Here is a 16,811-nt window from a genome sequence, read left to right as displayed (position 1 = left end):
AGGTTTATGTCACCACGATGGAACCCCAATCCCGATGTACGCACAGGACGTCACGTCGTCTACAACTTGCACGTCCACTTGGTTTTCGTAACGAAGTACCGACGCAAGGCCATGACCGACGCCATGCTGACGCGGTGCGAAGAGATCATGCGGGAGGTGTGCAGCTACTTCGAGGCCGAGCTGAAACAGTTCAACGGCGAGGACGACCACGTGCATCTCCTGGTGCACCACCCGCCAAAGGTCCAGCTCTCCAAGCTGGTCAACAGCCTCAAGGGAGTCTCGGCCCGGCTGCTGCGCAAGGAGTACGACAGCCACGTGCGCCGATATCTGTGGGGCGGACACTTCTGGTCCGGCTCCTACTTCGCAGGCTCCTGCGGCGGCGCACCGCTGACCGCGGTCAAGCAGTACATCGAGAACCAGAAGCGGCCCATCTGACCGTTGCCCCGGAGGCTCGCAGCGAACTCCGGCGCTGCGCGCCTCCGCGCCAAGGATGGCCTTCACCCCCGCCCTGAAGGGCGGAGCACTGGCCAAGATCAGAGGTAGACCTGCTGGCTGTTCTTCCGGAGAAGGGGGTTGACGCAGACCTCGGCGTCAGCCATGCGCCCGGCATCGCTCTCCCAGGCGGTCAGTATCTCGTCGAGACGGACGGGGTCGGGCCGGGTGACGGCCTGGTGGTCATTCCCGAACCGGATGGAGCCGGACTGGCCGAAGTCGAGTTGCGCGACTCCGGCGAACAGGCCGAAAGGGGTTGAGCGGTGGGCGTGGCGGATCGCGTAGCGGGCGGTGGCCAGCGCCGCTCGGCGCATCCGGCGCACTTTCGGAGTGCGGCCCGTGATGATGGCCTGCACCTGCTCGGCCAGGTGAGGACTCGCGTGCGACACGGCGCTTCGAAAGGCGGTATCCGACCACACCGTGCTGAGCCACGCGCGCCACACCTCGGCAGGCGCTGTGGACCCCGGCCAGGGCCGCATCGCGGGAGCGTTGACGTGAACCGCCGCGCGCAGCATGGCCTGTCCTGTGCCCTCGTACCGTCTGGGCCGTTGCCGTGTCATCAGCGCTCTCCTCATCTTCTGGTGTGACGGGCGGGGCGTGCCGGACGGGGAAGTCCCCGTCCGGCACGCTGTACCGGGCTGTCCCGGCTTACGAGGTGGTGCAGGCGCTGGGGCAGGAGCTGCCGCAGGTGTCGCCGGTGCTGCACATCAGGACCGTCTCGGTCGCGGGCGTGCCCTCGATGAAGGTGATGTTGAGCCCGAACGGGTCGTCGGGTGTCACGAGGTCCGCCTGCGCGGGCGTGGTCGGCTTCTCGGTCCGGATAGCGGTCATGCATGCCTCCTGGTGCGGTGGGGATACCGGAACCCGGTCGGGCCCCGGGGCCTGCTACCAGACGGGCAGGCCGGCGAAGTTGCCTCGGCCGAGGCGCCTGGAGTCGGTGGGCCGAGCTGTCAGGCTGGGGCGGGCCGCGGGGTTTGCACCTGGCAGCCGATGAGGGCTCTCAGCCCAGGCCGACAATCGGCGATGAGTTCGAGCCGGGCGACCGGCTCGCCGTGCTGCCCCTTGCCAGTCCCTCGCAGGTTCCAGCCCATGTCGATGACGCAACGGAGGAAAGGGGCGATCGGATCATCGTGAAGGGGATCACGGGCAAAGACCTCCGCTCGCACGAGCAGCAGGCCCAGCCGGGTGGCGAAGCCGGAGGTCCACAGTGTGATCAGCTGGACGGCGTTGTCGCCGTGGCCGGGCAGAGTGTGGAAGCAGCTCAGGAAGAGGCACGGGCCCTCATCCCATCCGTGCCTGGACGTACGCTGGCGGATCATGCAGGCCAGCAGTACACCCTCCTCGAACAGCCCGGCCAGTACGGACTGCGGGTCGCGGAACAGCGCCGGTATGTCTGCTCGGGCGGGTTTGGGCAGGCCGCCTACGGAGAGCTGGCGTTGACGGTCCTGTACAAGCGCGACCGCCTCCGCCCGCTCGGCGTCCGTGCTCAGGGTGTGCATCTCGTACATGGTTGCCGGGGCGGTCTGGAGCGGAGACTGGTGCGACGGCTCGGCAGATGACGTGTTCATCCGCTGTCTCGGCGGCGTCGGCGGTGGTATGCACTCCGCGGGCCGTGACCAGCGCGACGCCGGCCACCCCACCGAGCAGGCCGACCAGTAACCAGCCGGGAGGCATCGCGCTGATCGACCAGACGGCGAAGACGACGGCCGGCAGCGCCGCGAGAAGCAGCACCGGCAGGATCACGGCACGACGGACATGGTGCAACGTGAAGGCATCGGTCCGTAGCGACCGCCGTCGGCGGTGGCTGACGGCGGCCGACCGGGTCGGGAACACACTCTCGGACATGGGCGTCCTCGTCAGTGGAAGGGTCGGCTAGCGTTCTGCGATTAGGGGCCTTGCCGGTCTGTTGCGGCCCGCAGAATCGATCGCACCGTCGATCACTCGACGTAGTTGCGCGGTGACCAGCGAACACCCCGCCGCAATGGCTTGGGAATGACTTTCAGATGACGTTGACTCATCAGTAACCAAGCTCGGGGTGCCATCGGAGTGGGCGGTCCTGACATGCTGGGCGGCATGGCGACACTCAATGGAAAGCCCGTATCCGTAGATGACTTGCTTCCCCTGGCGCTCACGAACGTCGGGCACTTCACGTCCATGCGCGTCGATGCCCACGGCAGCATTCGCGGTCTGGCCCTTCACCTCGAACGCCTCACACGTGATTGCGAGATCGTGTGGAGCTCGGCCCTGGACATCGGCCGGGTTCGCGAGTGCCTCCGCCAGGCGCTGGAGGGACAGACGCTCCCGTGCGTCGTGCGCGTCACCATCTACGACCCGGGGATCGAGATGGGCCACCCGGCCGCCGCCAACGAGCCGCACATCCTCGTGTCCGTTCGCGGCGCCGGCACACTGCCTCCGGCCCCCTTGCGAGCCCAGAGCCAGGTATACGAGCGTGACTTGCCGCAGGTAAAGCACACTGGCCTCTTCGGTGCCCTGCACGCCCGGGGTACGGCCCAGCGGGTGGATTACGACGACGCTCTGTTCGTCGGCCGCGACGGATTCGTCTCCGAAGGCGGAACCTGGAATGTGGCGTTCGTGGACCAAGCAGGTACCGTCGTGTGGCCCGAGGCTCCTGTACTTCCCGGCGTCACCATGGCCTTGCTCCAGCAGCGAGGCGACCATCGCACCGCGACCGTCACGCTGGAGCAGGCGAAAGGCATGGCTGCGGCCTTCGCCACGAACACCTCGATCGGCGTCCGTCCCCTCGCCTCGATCGACGACACCGAGTTCCCTGTAGACCACCCGGTTTTGAGGCAGCTCCAAGAGATGTATCTGTCGATCCCCGGCGAAATCCTGTAGACCAAGTCCATGGCAGGGGTACTCAGATGGACAGGGCGAGAGGCCGAGCTGCTGCGCATAGCGATGCGCAGCAAGCAGCGCGACTTCGCCGATCAAGTCGGCGTGAACCCTCGCCAGATCCCACGATGGAAGAGTCGGGGGGAGACGATCGAACTCGAACTCGACAACCAGTCGGCCCTGGACACGCTTCTCGCTCAAGCTTCGCCCGATGTCCAGCAGCGGTTCGCCGAGCTCATGACCGAACGCGCCGCTGTTGAGCACGACCAGCGGGCCGAAGAACTCCTGCGAAGGGATCCGACCACTCGCCGGCATCCGGTCGACGGAAAGGTCATGGCCCTCGTCGAAGAGGGCATCTACCTCTCCGGCCCCGGCAACCGCTCGGTGTGGCTGGAGCCATTCCTTATGGATGTCTACCCGACGACGAATGAGGACTACGCAAAGTTCGTGCTGGCCACCGGGCATCGGCCACCCCAGCACTGGCCCGGTGGCCGCTGCCCGATCACGCTTGCCACTCACCCCGTGGTGTGGGTGACGTGGCACGACGCGACCACGTATGCCCGATGGGCCGGCAAGTCCCTGCCCTCCGCGCAGCAGTGGGAGAAGGGCGCCCGCGGACCGAGGGGACGCATCTACCCCTGGGGAAATGAGCCGACGGCCGCCAAGGCGAACACGGCCGAGTCCGGGATCGACGCCACGACCCCTGTTTCCCGGTATCAGTCCGGCGCCAGCCCGTTCGGAGTCTTCGACCTTTGCGGCAACGTATGGGAGTGGTGCTCCACCGCAGAAGAGCCCGGCAACGGCCGTTACCACCTGAAAGGCTCGGCCTTCACGTCCCCGATCGCCCGGGCAGCACCATCGCTGTTCAACACAGCCGCTGAATCGATGAAGGACAACGACACCGGCTTCCGCTGCGTCGAGAACCACCGGTAGGGAAGGGTTCAGGGCGAACTCGTTCGACTGGCCGGCCGTCGGGTCCTGAACCAGGGCGCTCTCGGTGATGGTTCGTGTGATGACAACTGAAGTCGACTCGTTGGCGTTTCTGAGAGGCAGTGCTCTCCGGTGCGCTGACGATCGGGCATAGCGAGGAAGGTTGAGGCTCTGGCTGTACCGGCCCGATGGGCCGGGGCGCGGGGGCGCCGCTCCCTCAGCCCACGGTCCTGCATGACTGTGCAGCACGCGGACTCTGCGTACTGGGGGAACCCCGAGTCCGCCGTACGGCCCGGCAGCGGTCAAGGCCGTACGGCGGAGTTCAGACGGTCAGGTGCGGGCCAGGGGCGTAGCTGGTGAGTGCGTCGGCGAAACTGCTGCTGGCCAGGGTCATGACGGGAATGTGATGGTCGGAGACGTCGAGAGGAACCTCGTGCACTTCGACGCCCGTCACGGCGGGCAGGAGGCCGGGTGTGAGGTAGACGCGGTCGATCCGGCTGTCGGGTCCGTGGGTCTCACTGGCGTTGACGGTTCGGGCCGGCGCGCCTGCTTCGCCGTCCTGTTGACCCAGTAGCGGGCGATGCCTTCGAGGCCCGCAGTGCGGAGCGTGTGGTCGGGTTCGGTGTCAGGGACGCAGACGCCATCGGGGCCTCGGCGCGAGCGGTGCGGGCGGTGAGGCCGGTCCTCGATGGCGGAGAGGTCGGGCACGGGCACGTCTCCCGGGGTGCCCGGCTCCGGGTAGCTGTTGTTGTCGCCACCGATGATGGCTGGCAGTACGCGGTGGCCTCCGTCGGGGGCCTTCCACCCCTTGTCGGCCCAGGTGGTCAGCCACTCGGCTTCCAGTTGGCGCTGCTGGGCGCTGGCGTAGGCAAGGCGGTAGCTGACCACGTTGAAGGGCAACGCGTCGGGCCCGCCCTCCTTCGGGCGGAGGGTGATCGCGGTGGGCGGGAGGGCGAAGTGCGGGCCACGGCCGTCCGACCAATCGCGCACGAGGTCGAACCGCGACGGAGTATAGAGGATGTCGGTGCACAATCCGGGACCGAGGACGCCGCGCATGCCGAGCGCCCGGCACTGATCGTTCAAGACCGTGTGGCCCCTCGCGTCAGCGCCCAGCATCTCCTGCCGCAGAACAATGTCCGGTCAACGACGCCTCATCACCCCGACCGAAACGGCGGGGTCAGACGTCGAGCTGGTCCGCGACCGCGCGCAGGAGGCCGGCGATCTTGGCGCCCGCCGCCTTGTCGGGGTAGCGGCCGCGCTCCAGCATCGGGGTGATGTTCTCCAGGAGGGTCGTCAGGTCCTGGACGATCGACGCCAGCTCGTCCGGCTTGCGGCGCTGGGCGGCCGCGACGGAGGGGGTCGGTTCGAGGATCGACACGGAGAGCGCCTGGTCACCGCGCTGGCCGGCGACCACACCGAATTCGACCCGCTGGCCGGGCTTGAGAGCGTCGACCCCGGCCGGGAGCACGGACGAGTGCACGAAGACGTCACTGCCGTCGTCGCGCGAGAGGAAGCCGAAGCCCTTCTCACTGTTGAACCACTTGACCTTGCCAGTCGGCAAAGCACGCACCCCATCTCAACCCGTGTGCCGGAACGAATGCCCTCAGCAGGTCAGGCCGTCCTGTGGTCGTGCTCCCCTGCTGGCTAAAGCCTTCACAGGTGACGTACCCCTCGTCAAGCCTGGTCATCCGGACTGTGTCCGGAAACGGCACCTGCTTCACCCGGACACGTTTCCACCGCACCGGGGAACTACCCTGACGGGGTGAGCACTCCCACTTCCGGCGCAGGCGACCGGCTGGTCCGGATCGGCGCCATCGTCTTCTTCGTCGGCGCCCTCTCCACCCTCGCCACCATGGCCCCCCTCTTCCTCGGCACGGACCCCCTGCCGCCCATCGCCTGGTCCCTGTGCATGCTGATGGGCGTCGGCTTCCTGATCGCGGCGGCGGGCGTGATCCGCACGGCTCGCGCCACCTCCCGGGAACCCTGACACCGGGCGCGCCTTTGGCCGGAACTACGTTGCATGTGCAACGTACCCCTTGGTAGAGATGGAGCTCCAAGCGGAGCGCACGCCGGGGGGTCGGCATGACGGGGTGGGACATCCAGCCGGGCGGGGTGGAGTCCATCCTGTCCCTGGTCGGGCTTGCAGCCGAGGATCTGAGCAAAGACGTCAAGGGCTACGGCACGAGCGTGGAGGACGCCGCGCTGGCCGCGGGAACGATCAGCGGGCCGTACTGCGGTGAGGCTCCGGCAGGCCCGGTGGGCGCCGCCGTGCTGAACTTCGTGTACGACACCCAGCACAAGATCACCTTCATGGCCGCCCGCGCCAAGAAGTCCATGGACGGCACGGTCAAGGCGACCGCCGAGTACCTCGAAGGCGATCTCGCCATGGCCGCGCGGGCCCAGCGCGAGGCGGCGAAGGCCCCCACCCCTGCCGAGATCCGGGCAGCCGGGCAGCCGTCCGACGAGCGGGGCGGGGAGTAGCCTGCGTGATCAATCCCGGGGGCATACCGCAGTACACCGGTGACTTCACCCAGCTGGAACGCGCCACCTCCCGTCTCCGTACCCACGCGGTCGGCATCCGCGTCAGCGGGAAGGACGTCCATTCCCGCTTTCAGGCGACGGCCATCTACTACCGGGCGCCGGAGGCCGACCGGCTGTTCTCCTCCACACAGCCGGTCATGGACACGGCCGACGAGTTCGCCGCGGACATCTCGGCACTGGCCGACGCCCTGGACACCTTCATCCACGACGCGAAGCCGCACGCCGACCGGCTCAAGCAGTTGAAGCTGGACGCGATCCACTTCGTGGACGGTGTCGAGGGCGACGACGACTGGACCGAGGACCAGAAGAAGGTAGACGAGCACCAGGCGCTGATGGATGCCGTGGCAACGGCGCAGGACGGCTTCCACGAGGCCGAGCGCAAGGCCGCGAACGCGATCGAGGCGATCAGCCCGGCCGTGTGCAGGCCCCGCTGGACCGCCGACGACGGTTCCCACGGGTCGCGCATGTACGGCCCGGACGCGGAACTGCTCGCGGGGATCAAGGACCTGCCGTGGGGCAGCCCGGAAGGCCGCACGTACGAACGCTGGAGCCTCGGCTGGTGGGGGGACTAAGGGCTGTCCCGTAATCCCCGGTGGATCAGCGCGCGGCGTCAGATGCGGTGCATCGCAAGGCGGAGGGGCGTTCGCATACTGGACGTATTCGGACGTTCCGACAACGCAGCGAGGTGCCGTAGCTGTCGTCGTGCGCCCGCCGGGGATTACGGGACAGCCCTTAGGCCAAGAGCTGGGCCTGGGACGGCCTCGCCAAGGACAGTATCTGGGGCGGCATCGACGGCCTGGGCACGCTGGCGGGCTTCCACGGAACCCAGGCACGCGACGAGGCGTGGAACGGCTTACGTCGCACCGCCGTCGGCGGTTACGCGTACGGCATGGATCTTCTCGGCCAGGGCGAGCACCTGTCGGACTGGCAGCGGGAGAGCAAGGCGTACGCGAAGGAGTTCGGCAAGCAGCTCGTCGCGTACGACGTCGTGCCCGAGGACCCGGCACGCGGCCACGCCATCATCACCTTCAACATCCTCACCCTCTTCGCCGGCCCGCTGGGGGTCGCGGCCAAGCTCGGCAAGGGCGGCAGCTTCGCGAAGGCCGCGGGCACCGTGGCCCGTATCGGCGACGCGCTCGACCCGCTCGGTGGCGCCTTCAAGGCCGCCAAGGCCCTGTCCGACCTCCCCAAGGTCTCCCGGGTCCTCGCCGACGTCAGCGCCCACCTCAGCATCCCGCCCACGAGGTTCCCGGACGGAGCCCTGGACCTCGACCACCGCTACCGCATCGACAAGGACGGCACCTTCGTCGCGCTCGACCCCGACGGCAACCCCCACCCACAACCGGCACGACACGAACCTTCGGGGCCCGAACGGGCAGCCGAACCCGAACGCCGGCCGGTCGCTGTCGGCAGGCAGGCGGAGCACCACGCAGCTCACGCGCACCAGAGCACCGGTCCACACCCTGCCAGGGAGGGAACACACCGCACTCACCGCGATGGGCCAGTGGGCGAACGAGGTGACGCTTCCGACGGAAACGTGGATGAGGACGCCGGCACCGGCCGTGGCTCCGACGGCGGGTCAGGGAGTTCCGGCGGCGAGAACGTCCCCGGCGCGCCCGGTGGCCACCCGCCCGAGAACGAGCCTCTCGTACGCGGAAGCGAGACGGAACAACGCATCCGCGATGCCGTCCAAGGGATTCCGGGAAAGAAACGCCCAAAACCGAATGTGCTGGAGCGGGTCCTGGATCGGCTTGCGTCGGAGCCGAACGGACAGCGCGTCGCCGACATCATCGCTTCCGGCCGATTCAATCAAGCAGATGAGTACGGTCAGGTCGTCTCCGCTCTGGGAGCGAACAAGACGAACATGTTTCAGTCGTCCGCCGACCAGTTGGTTTTCGCGGACGAGTTGGTGGAGAACGGTGTGCCGGCCCACGCCATCGACTTCGAACAGAAGGTGCCGGTCGGTGCCGACGTGGACGTCCGCATCAGAGACGAATCCGGCGAAATCTATGCGTACCAGATGAAGCACCTCAACGATCCGCAGGATCCCGTCAGCGAGATCACGCGTGGCAAGTACCTGTTGCAGTTGGCGGTCGCCGACGCCGACCACCCGGTGATGCTCGTGGACGGAGGCCGTGGCACCGTACGGGACTGGCTGACCAATGGCTCCTACGATGACCTCTTGGCCATCCATAGCGGCGCGCGCGGGCGAAAAGGCAGAGGCATCACGTTCGTCATCCGGCTGGAAGACGGCAATCTCGTCATCCCGCCGGGGAGCCGCACCGACCCCAAGGACATGTTGTGATCACCACTACTCCAGTCGGCGAGTGGGTGTGGGAAATCTCCCCGAGCGGTGCCGCATTTCGCCCCAGCAGTGCCACACCCACTGCGGCGGGATTGTGGAACCAACTGGCAGACCGGGACCTCGCCACTCTCGGTGGTTCGGCCACTCTGCGCGTGTCCGACGAGACCGACCCGAGGGACGTCCACGTGGAACTGAGCGGGCTGGGGCTCGGCACGCCGCCGTGGGCGCCGAATTCGCCGGTGGTTCGGGCGCTGGAGCAGACGGAAGCGCTGGAGGGCGACCTCGTCGCCGTCCTGCGCGTCGACTGCCCCGGCACGTGGCTGGAGCCGGTACGCTCCCACCGCGCGGAGAAGCTCTTCGCCATTCAGGTGGAGGTGTGGGGTGGAACCCTGCTCGTCGTCACGCTCGAGACCTTCTCCGATGCCTGGCTCACGATGGACACACGCGGCAGGGAGCAGCCCGACGTACACGCTCTGAACGCACCCCGACTCGCTGCCGCGCTCGACGGCATCTCGACCTTCCTGGGTACCCCGCCGATGCCGGGTGACGAGAACCGGTACGCGACACCCAACGAGACCGGGTTCGCGGACCCACGGATCGAGGGCCCCGCTTACGACGACGCCTGGGGGACGTTCGAGCGGCTCGACCGCACCCGCCTGCTCGACGCCCGGCTGCCCCGGTGCGATGAGGAGTACGAGCAGGTCACCGAGGCACCTGTCAGGTACACCACGGTCCGGCGTGACGGCGTGACACTGGGGTACGTCTGGGCGGCGACCGACGACTCCGCCGCCGGGTACGTGCCCCGTACCGCCGCCGGTGACGCGGCGTTCGACGCGGGGGCGGTCTGGTTGTCGAGCCTGCGGGAAGCTTGCAGCGAAGGGCTTCGGCCACTCCGCGCGCTGGACCGACTCGCCCGCCGTCCGGCAGGGCCGCAGGCAGGTGTCGTCAGCGCGGCGGCTTTCGCGACAGCACCGTCCCTGGACGCCCTGGAGGAGCTGTCCGGCCGGGACTGACCCGCGGTGCGTTCCCTTCTTACGAAACGGAGCAGCATGACCCAGGACGTCGTCGCCCTCACTCCCCGGATGCCCGACACCAAGACCCTGCTGGCCGCGCTGTACGCCGGCGGGCCCGATCTGCGGGTGAACGAGGCCGGGGGCGGCTCCGTAGCCGAGCTGTGCACGGATTCCGGGCAGACGCTCGTGTCGCTGGAAGCGCCCCGGTACCTCCAAGTGCCGGGGGAGGTGGCATGGTTGCTGGGCAAGGGCGTCTGGGACGAGTCGCCCGTGTGGTGGACGGAGGCACGGGCGACCAGCGCGACGGAAGAGGCCGGGCGGCTCGCGGGGTCCGTCGCGGGACGGCTGGCAGCGGTTCTCGGGGGGACCGTCTGGCCCCGCGACGCCCGGCACACCGACGTGGTGGGCGGTCTCGCGGAGGCCCGGGCCGACACCGCGCCTCCGGGCGTGGACGTGCTCACCGAACGGGCCGCCGTGGTGATCCAGGGCCGTCCGGTCGTCGCGGCCACCGCCTGGCTGAGCGACGTCGCCCGCAATGCCTCCCGTACGGGGAGGGAGTTGCAGCTGCTCACCCCGCCCGGCACCCGGCTCACGTTCCCCGCCCACACCCTGCTCGACGGGCTGCCCTCGCGCTGGATCGTCCGGGACCCGGAGTGCGGCTACTACGACGGGCTCTCCGGCGTCGTACTCGACTGGCACGACGGGCGCTTCGCCCCGGTCACCGACCACGACGGCGTGCCCGTCATCTCCGGCGCCTTCCGGCACGTGGTCGAAGCGGCGAACGAACGGCAGCTCCTCGTTTCCCTCCGCACCATCCACCCAGCCCACGACCACCTCGTCCTCGGCGGTGCGGCGGAGCTGGTCTGGCGCATCCTCACGGGCGAGCCGCCCGCCGGATGGGCCAGTGCCGAGCCGGTCAACGTACCTTGGTCTCCGCGCCAGTTGACCGATCTCGCGCGTGGTCGCGCCCGGCTGTCCCTGCCCACCCGGGTGGTCGCGGTGGGCGGGGCCGGCCAACCCGCAGTCGCCACCCTGCGGGTGTCCCACACCTCCGCCGGCGTCGAGGAGCGTCTCACTCTCGCGCTCGGTTACACGTCGGGGCGCGACGTACCCCTGGGTCTCCTCCAGGAACTGGCGGCGTCCCTGTCCGCCGGGTACGGCCTCGCCACCATGGTCGCCCAGCTGCGGTCCGCCCGGGCCGATCTGACGACCCCGGCCCGGCACCAGCCGCCCGCCGCACCCGTCTCCTTCACACTGGGGTCCGAAGCCGTCACCGATCTCGGCCTCACCGGCGCTCCCCTCTCCGACATCGTGCCGGTGCGCCTCGGCCCGGCCGCACGACCGGGTCTCCACTACGCACTCGGCGACGGAACCGACCCGTCCGGCTGGGACGGGCTGCGGAGGATTCATGCGCACATGGCCGCGTCGGCCGATTCGCCGGGTGAAGTCCGGTAGCGAGCGGGGTGGGGTTTCAGCGGGCCTGCGTCGCCGTGTACGCCTCCAGCCAGGACGGGAACTCCGTCAGCGAGGCGAGGACCGTGTCCGCGCCCGCCTCGCGGAGTTCGCCGGCGTCGCACGGGCCCGTGGCCACGGCCACCGAGAGGGCGTTCGCGGCGCGGGCGCCGCGTACGTCGCCGGTGTGGTCGCCCACGTAGATCGTCGCGCCGTGCTCCCGCAGGGCCAGGGCCTTCTGCTCGGCCCAGAGATCGCCCACGACGACGTCCGGCTCGATGCCGAGGTGGGCGAGGTGCAGCTTGGCGTTCGGCTCGTACTTGGCGGTGACGACCATCGTGCGGCCCCCGAGCGCCCGGATCGCCTCTACCGACTCCCGCGCGCCCGGCATGGCGAGCGCCGGGGTGATCGCGTACGAGGGGTAGATCTCCCGGTACCGGTCCGCGATCGCGGACACCCGGTCGGCCGGGAACCAGTGCGCTATCTCCTGCTCCAGCGGCGGGCCCAGGCGGCTCACCACCAGGTCGACGTCGATCGTGGCTCCGGTCTCGGCGGCGAGCACCAGGAACGCGGCCCTGATGCCGGGGCGGGAGTCGATGAGGGTCATGTCCAGGTCGAAGCCGACCGTCAGGGAAAGGGTGGTGGGAGAAGGGGTTATGGGAGGGGTCATGCCCACCATTGTGGCGCCCCCGGCCCCCGGCCCTCCGCTCCCGGCCCCCCGTTCCCCGGCCCCGCCCTCCTACTTCCGCCGCGCACGCCAGAGCAGGAACACCGCCGAGGCCACCGCCGCCGTGCGTACCGTCAGCGGCCAGGTGTCGGCCAGGGCGTCCTTCATTCCGTTCTCCGCGATGGGGTCGCCCCAGCGGCCGTCCATGCGGCCCCACAGCCAGACCAGGGCCGACGCCCCGACCACGCCGGGCAGGCCCAGCGCCGCCCACTTCGCCTCCGCGCGCGACAGCTTGCGGGAGCTGTACGCCAGCAGCCAGCCGCCCGCCAGGGCCAGCAGCGAGCCCATCACCGCGCCCACCACGAGCAGCGCCGCCGCCAGCAGCAGCACCGGGTGGCCGAAGCCCCGGCGGGCGGCCGCCGGAGCCGCCGGAGCCGCCGCGGCCTCGGGCGCGGGGCGGCTGCGGCGGAGCTTCGGCAGACGGCGGCGCGGCTTCTGCGGGGAAGCCCCTCCCGCGACCGCGCCCCCGTCCCCGTCCCCGTCCCCGTCCCCGGCCTCGTCCGCGTCCGGCCCCTCGTCCCCCTCGTCCGCGTCCGGCTCCGGCTCCTCCTTCGGCGGGCGCAGCAGCTCCGGGATCTCCACGCCGCCCCGGAAGCCCCCCACCTCCGTACCGGGACCGAACTCGCCGAACGCTCCGGGCCCCGACTCGCCGAAGGGGCCCGCCTCGCCCCACGGCCCCGCCTCACCGAAGGAGCCCGTCTCACCGAACGAGCCCGGTTCGACACGCCACCAGTCCGGCCCGCCGCCATCCGGGCCCCATTCGTCCGTGCCCGCCCGGTGCGGGCCGCCCTCGGCGCGCGGTGCGGGGATGTCCGGGGCGCCCGCGCCCCCCGGCGCCTCCGGCGCGTTCCGTATGCCCGCGCGCGCCGCCTCCGCGACCAGTTCGTCGGGCGTGCCGAGCGTGCCGATGATGCGCCGTACCTGGCCCGGTGTGTGCGCCGCCTGGGCGCTGCGCTGCCGGTCGATCTCGGCGCGGAGGTCCGCCACGAGCCTCATCCGGTCGCCCGACGACAGCTGTTGCTGCAGGGCGAGGTCCCCGACCCGGCTCAGATAGTCGTGGACCAGCTGCTCGCTCTCGATCCCCACCCGATGCTTCCCCTCGGTTCCGCGCTGCCGGCCTGCACCGACGGTAGCGCCCTCGGGGCTGTCCGGAGCGACTACCGTGGGGCGGATGGGGACGACCACACCACCGCGGACGCTCGCCGAGGCGCTGCGCGCCCGGGACGACGAGTCACTGGCCGGGCTGCTGCGGGCGCGGCCCGATCTCCTCTCCCCCGTGCCGGGCGACATCACCCAGCTCGCCACCCGCGCGGCCACCCGCGCCTCCGTGGTCCGGGCCGTGGAGCATCTGGACCGGTTCGCGCTCCAGACCGCCGAGGCGCTGGCGGTGGCCCCCGACCCCGCCCCGTACGGGACGCTGCTCGGGCTGCTGACCGGCGACGGGCAGGACGACGGCGAGCAGCGCGACGACGCGGGCGCCGCCATCGCGGCCGCGCTGCCCGGCGCGCTCGGCACCCTGCGCGAACAGGCCCTGGTGTGGGGCGACGACGACCGGCTGCGCCTGGTCCGTACGGCGCGGGAGCTGCTGGCGCCGTCCCCGCAGCACCCCTCCCCCACCGGCCTCGGCCCGACCGTCGCCGAGGCCACCGCGGGCATGTCGCCGGGCCGACTCCAGGAGATCCTGGCCGCCGCCGGGCTGCCCGCCACGCACGACCCGGTGTCCGCGGTGACCGCCCTGACCTCGCTGTTCACCGACCGCGCCCGGATGGGCGAGCTGCTGGACACCGCCCCCATGGAGGCCCTGGCGGTGCTGGACCGGCTGGTGTGGGGGCCGCCGTACGGGGAGGTCACGCCGAACCCGACGCCGCCGGTGCGGTGGCTGCGCGACCGGGGGCTGCTGCTGCCGGTGTCGACCCGGACCGTCGTCCTGCCCCGCGAGGCCGCGCTGCATCTGCGGGCCGGGCGCGCCCACCGGGTGCCCGAGCCCCGGCCGCCGGCCGTGACCGCCGTCGCCGAACGCGATCCACAGGCTGTGGACAGCGCGGCGGCCGGGCAGGCGTTCCTCGCCGTGTCCACCGTCGAGGAGCTGCTGAAGCTGTGGAACGGCGGCGGGCCGCCCGTCCTGCGCGCGGGCGGGCTCAGCGTCCGCGAGCTGCGCAGGACCGCCGCCGCGCTGGACGTCGGCGAACCCCTCGCCGCGTTCTGGGCCGAACTGGCTTACGGCGCCGGCCTTTTGGCCTCGGACGGCGAGGCGGACGAGCGGTACGCGCCGACGCCCGCGTCCGACGAATGGCTGGACCTGCCCGCCCAGGAGCGCTGGACCGCCCTCGCCACCGCCTGGCTCGCCGCGACCCGCACGGCCGGTCTGGTCGGCGGCCAGGACGCGAAGGGGCGGGCGCTGTCCGCCCTCGGCCCCGACCTGGACCGCTCCGCCGCGCCCGAGGTGCGCGGGCGGGTCCTGGCCCTCCTCGACGCGCTGCCGGACGGCACCGCGCCCGACCCGGAATCCGTCCTCGCCCGGCTCCGCTGGGAACGCCCGCTGCGCGGGGCCGCCGCCGGGGACGGCATGGACCTGCGGTCCCGGATCGCCCTGTGGACGCTCAACGACGCGGAAGTCCTCGGCATCACCGGCCGCGGCGCCCTCGCCTCGCACACCCGCGCCCTGCTCACCGCCGGGCCCGCGAAGGCCGCCGCCCTGCTCGCCCCGCTGCTGCCCGAGCCCCTGGACCACGTACTGCTCCAGGCCGACCTGACCGCCGTGGCGCCGGGCCCGCTGGAGCGCCCGCTCGCCGACCTGCTGGGCATCCTCGCGGACGTCGAGTCCAAGGGCGGGGCCACGGTGTACCGCTTCACACCCGGCTCGGTCCGCCGCGCCCTGGACGCCGGGAAGACCGCAGGCGACCTGCACGCCTTCCTGGCCACGCACAGCCGTACGCCGGTGCCGCAGCCGCTCAGCTATCTCATCGACGACGTGGCCCGCCGCCACGGCCGCCTGCGGATCGGTGCCGCGTCCTCGTACGTGCGCTGCGACGACGAGACGGTGCTCGGCGAGATCCTGGCCGACAAGCGGGCCGCCGCGCTGCGGTTGCGGCGGATCGCGCCGACCGTGCTGGCGGCCGCGGCCGACCCCGCGTCGCTCCTCGACGGGCTGCGCGAGATGGGGTACGCGCCCGCCGCGGAGTCCGCCGACGGGGACGTCCTGATCACCCGCGCCGGTGCGCGCCGCACCCCGCCCCGGTCGGCGCCCGCGCCCGTGCCCGAGGGGCCGCCCGTGCCGGACGCCACCCTGCTCGGTGCGGCGGTCCGGGCGATCCGGGCCGGTGACACGGCCGCCACGGTCGCCCACGTCCGGAAGGAGTCCGACGCCCCCGGGGCGCCGCCGGGCGCGCTGCCGCGCACCACCCCTGCGGAGACCCTGGTCACCGTGCAGGCCGCCGCGATGACGGGGTCCGCGGTGTGGATCGGCTACGTCAACGCGGAGGGCGCGGCCAGCCAGCGGGTGATCGCCCCGGTCCGCGTGGAGGGCGGCTTCGTCACGGCGTACGACCACACGGCGGACGAGCTGCGCACGTACCCGCTGCACCGGATCACGGGCGTGGCCGAACTCGCGGAGTAGGGCCGCCCGCCGGAGCCGGGCAGAAGCTCGCGCCGGAACTGTTTCGCCCCGCACCCCGCACGGGCACACTTCGGCGTGTCCGCGACTACGGGGGAATCCACATGCGACGCACCGACGCCGCCCGGCAACTCGGCGGCTTCGTCCGCGAACACCGCACCGACGGCGGCCGGCGGCTGACCCAGGCCGCCTTGGACCGGCCTGCGGATGGGGGGCGGCGTCGCGGGCCCGGGCACGCACGTCTGCGGCGTTGTCGTCAATCACCATGGCTCCGCCATGCCTCAATCCTCCGCCTTGCAGCCGCACGCACCCAGACCCGCTCCTTCCCCACCCCCCATCCGCAGGCCGGTCCTACTGACCGTCGTCGGGGCGGTCGGACTGGCCTTCGGGATACCGGTCACGCTCGCCACCGTCGGCTCCACGGACGGCGCCCCGGAACTGGCCGGACTGCTCCTCGGGGTCGGGCTCATCGGACTCGGGCTCGCCGTCTGGCGGTTCATCCAGGGGTTCCGTACCCGGGAACAGAGCTTCGACGTCCACGAGCGGGGGCTCACCCACCGGATCGCGGGCACCGCGACCCTCGTCCCGTGGGAGGACATCGCGTCCGTCGAGGCGCGCGGCGAGGACGGCCGGCCGCTGGCCGAGGCGCGCGGCATGGGCTTCACCTGCGTGTTCCGGCTCCGCGAGGGGCGGGCGATCCGGGTGGACACGTTCACGCAGGACGCCATCGGGCTCGCGCGCACGGTGCACGCGGCGGTGCACGAGGGCCGCCTGCCGCGCGGCCGGGGCCACCGCCCGCCGGCCGCCTGAGTCCGGGCACCCGGCCCCACGACACACCGCCCGCCCATGCGGCACACTGGAGGTTTCCCCCGAGCCGAAAGGCCA

General features: G+C 71.2%; 19 protein-coding genes. 11 read left to right on the top strand and 8 right to left on the bottom strand.

Annotated features, from left to right (window positions below):
• The first annotated feature begins 6 nt into the window (after positions 1-6).
• On the top strand, positions 7-435 hold the full coding sequence (tnpA, locus tag DNK56_RS20280; protein ID WP_111336803.1) for an IS200/IS605 family transposase: 429 nt from the start codon (positions 7-9) through the stop codon (positions 433-435).
• Positions 436-533: 98 nt separating this feature from the next.
• Here the strand turns inward: tnpA and DNK56_RS20275 are convergent, their stop codons facing one another.
• The 3 genes from DNK56_RS20275 to DNK56_RS20265 all read right to left on the bottom strand — a co-directional run bounded on the left by DNK56_RS20275 (position 534) and on the right by DNK56_RS20265 (position 1,991).
• Entirely contained in the window at positions 534-1,007 is a 474-nt protein-coding gene (locus tag DNK56_RS20275; protein ID WP_158558498.1) for a lantibiotic dehydratase, read from the bottom strand.
• A gap of 133 nt (positions 1,008-1,140) precedes the next feature.
• Positions 1,141-1,323 (bottom strand): FxLD family lanthipeptide, encoded by a 183-nt coding sequence (locus DNK56_RS20270; protein ID WP_111336799.1) that lies wholly within the window; start codon positions 1,321-1,323, stop codon positions 1,141-1,143.
• Positions 1,324-1,442: 119 nt separating this feature from the next.
• Complete coding sequence (locus DNK56_RS20265; protein WP_241990015.1) at positions 1,443-1,991, bottom strand: hypothetical protein; 549 nt, start codon at positions 1,989-1,991, stop codon at positions 1,443-1,445.
• A gap of 574 nt (positions 1,992-2,565) precedes the next feature.
• On the opposite strand from DNK56_RS20265, the gene DNK56_RS20260 reads away from it, so the two are divergent.
• A complete protein-coding gene (locus tag DNK56_RS20260) occupies positions 2,566-3,348 on the top strand; it encodes an aminotransferase class IV family protein (RefSeq protein WP_199563666.1) in 783 nt (260 codons plus the stop codon).
• Between the two features lie 9 nt (positions 3,349-3,357).
• Positions 3,358-4,278, top strand: coding sequence for a formylglycine-generating enzyme family protein (locus DNK56_RS20255; protein ID WP_111336795.1), 921 nt, complete (start codon positions 3,358-3,360; stop codon positions 4,276-4,278).
• Between the two features lie 319 nt (positions 4,279-4,597).
• Here the strand turns inward: DNK56_RS20255 and DNK56_RS36485 are convergent, their stop codons facing one another.
• From DNK56_RS36485 to DNK56_RS36480, 3 genes are all read right to left on the bottom strand, one after another.
• Positions 4,598-4,729 (bottom strand): hypothetical protein, encoded by a 132-nt coding sequence (locus DNK56_RS36485; protein WP_274543560.1) that lies wholly within the window; start codon positions 4,727-4,729, stop codon positions 4,598-4,600.
• Complete coding sequence (locus DNK56_RS20250) at positions 4,726-5,358, bottom strand: hypothetical protein (protein ID WP_146610450.1); 633 nt, start codon at positions 5,356-5,358, stop codon at positions 4,726-4,728. The genes DNK56_RS36485 and DNK56_RS20250 overlap by 4 nt, the downstream gene beginning before the upstream one ends.
• A gap of 94 nt (positions 5,359-5,452) precedes the next feature.
• On the bottom strand, positions 5,453-5,836 hold the full coding sequence (locus DNK56_RS36480; RefSeq protein ID WP_111336791.1) for a cold-shock protein: 384 nt from the start codon (positions 5,834-5,836) through the stop codon (positions 5,453-5,455).
• A gap of 201 nt (positions 5,837-6,037) precedes the next feature.
• Here DNK56_RS36480 and DNK56_RS20240 point away from each other — a divergent pair, with 201 nt between their 5' ends.
• From DNK56_RS20240 to DNK56_RS20215, 6 genes are all read left to right on the top strand, one after another.
• A complete protein-coding gene (locus DNK56_RS20240) occupies positions 6,038-6,262 on the top strand; it encodes a hypothetical protein (RefSeq protein ID WP_111336789.1) in 225 nt (74 codons plus the stop codon).
• A 95-nt stretch (positions 6,263-6,357) separates the two neighbouring features.
• Positions 6,358-6,756, top strand: a complete 399-nt coding sequence (locus DNK56_RS20235) for a DUF6507 family protein (protein WP_111336787.1) — start codon at positions 6,358-6,360, stop codon at positions 6,754-6,756.
• 5 nt (positions 6,757-6,761) lie between these two features.
• On the top strand, positions 6,762-7,388 hold the full coding sequence (locus tag DNK56_RS20230; RefSeq protein ID WP_111336785.1) for a hypothetical protein: 627 nt from the start codon (positions 6,762-6,764) through the stop codon (positions 7,386-7,388).
• A gap of 317 nt (positions 7,389-7,705) precedes the next feature.
• Positions 7,706-9,121, top strand: coding sequence for a hypothetical protein (locus DNK56_RS20225; RefSeq protein ID WP_111336783.1), 1,416 nt, complete (start codon positions 7,706-7,708; stop codon positions 9,119-9,121).
• A gap of 152 nt (positions 9,122-9,273) precedes the next feature.
• The gene (locus DNK56_RS20220; RefSeq protein ID WP_241990014.1) at positions 9,274-10,134 is read left to right on the top strand and encodes a hypothetical protein; all 861 of its coding nucleotides are present in this window, start codon (positions 9,274-9,276) and stop codon (positions 10,132-10,134) included.
• Positions 10,135-10,170: 36 nt separating this feature from the next.
• Complete coding sequence (locus tag DNK56_RS20215) at positions 10,171-11,589, top strand: DUF6177 family protein (RefSeq protein ID WP_199563667.1); 1,419 nt, start codon at positions 10,171-10,173, stop codon at positions 11,587-11,589.
• Between the two features lie 16 nt (positions 11,590-11,605).
• Here DNK56_RS20215 and DNK56_RS20210 read toward each other — a convergent pair whose 3' ends face one another.
• Positions 11,606-12,265 (bottom strand): HAD family hydrolase, encoded by a 660-nt coding sequence (locus DNK56_RS20210; protein WP_111336779.1) that lies wholly within the window; start codon positions 12,263-12,265, stop codon positions 11,606-11,608.
• A 60-nt stretch (positions 12,266-12,325) separates the two neighbouring features.
• On the bottom strand, positions 12,326-13,399 hold the full coding sequence (locus tag DNK56_RS20205; RefSeq protein ID WP_111336777.1) for a hypothetical protein: 1,074 nt from the start codon (positions 13,397-13,399) through the stop codon (positions 12,326-12,328).
• An 85-nt stretch (positions 13,400-13,484) separates the two neighbouring features.
• Here DNK56_RS20205 and DNK56_RS20200 point away from each other — a divergent pair, with 85 nt between their 5' ends.
• Positions 13,485-15,929 (top strand): helicase C-terminal domain-containing protein, encoded by a 2,445-nt coding sequence (locus DNK56_RS20200; protein ID WP_111336775.1) that lies wholly within the window; start codon positions 13,485-13,487, stop codon positions 15,927-15,929.
• A 273-nt stretch (positions 15,930-16,202) separates the two neighbouring features.
• Positions 16,203-16,736 carry a hypothetical protein gene (locus tag DNK56_RS20195; RefSeq protein ID WP_241990013.1) on the top strand — a complete coding sequence of 178 codons (534 nt, stop codon included), beginning with the start codon at positions 16,203-16,205 and terminating at the stop codon, positions 16,734-16,736.
• The last annotated feature ends 75 nt before the right edge of the window (positions 16,737-16,811 follow it).

Source organism: Streptomyces sp. AC1-42W (assembly GCF_003248355.1).
Lineage (GTDB): Bacteria > Actinomycetota > Actinomycetes > Streptomycetales > Streptomycetaceae > Streptomyces.
This window is presented reverse-complemented; position numbering and strand designations above follow the sequence as displayed.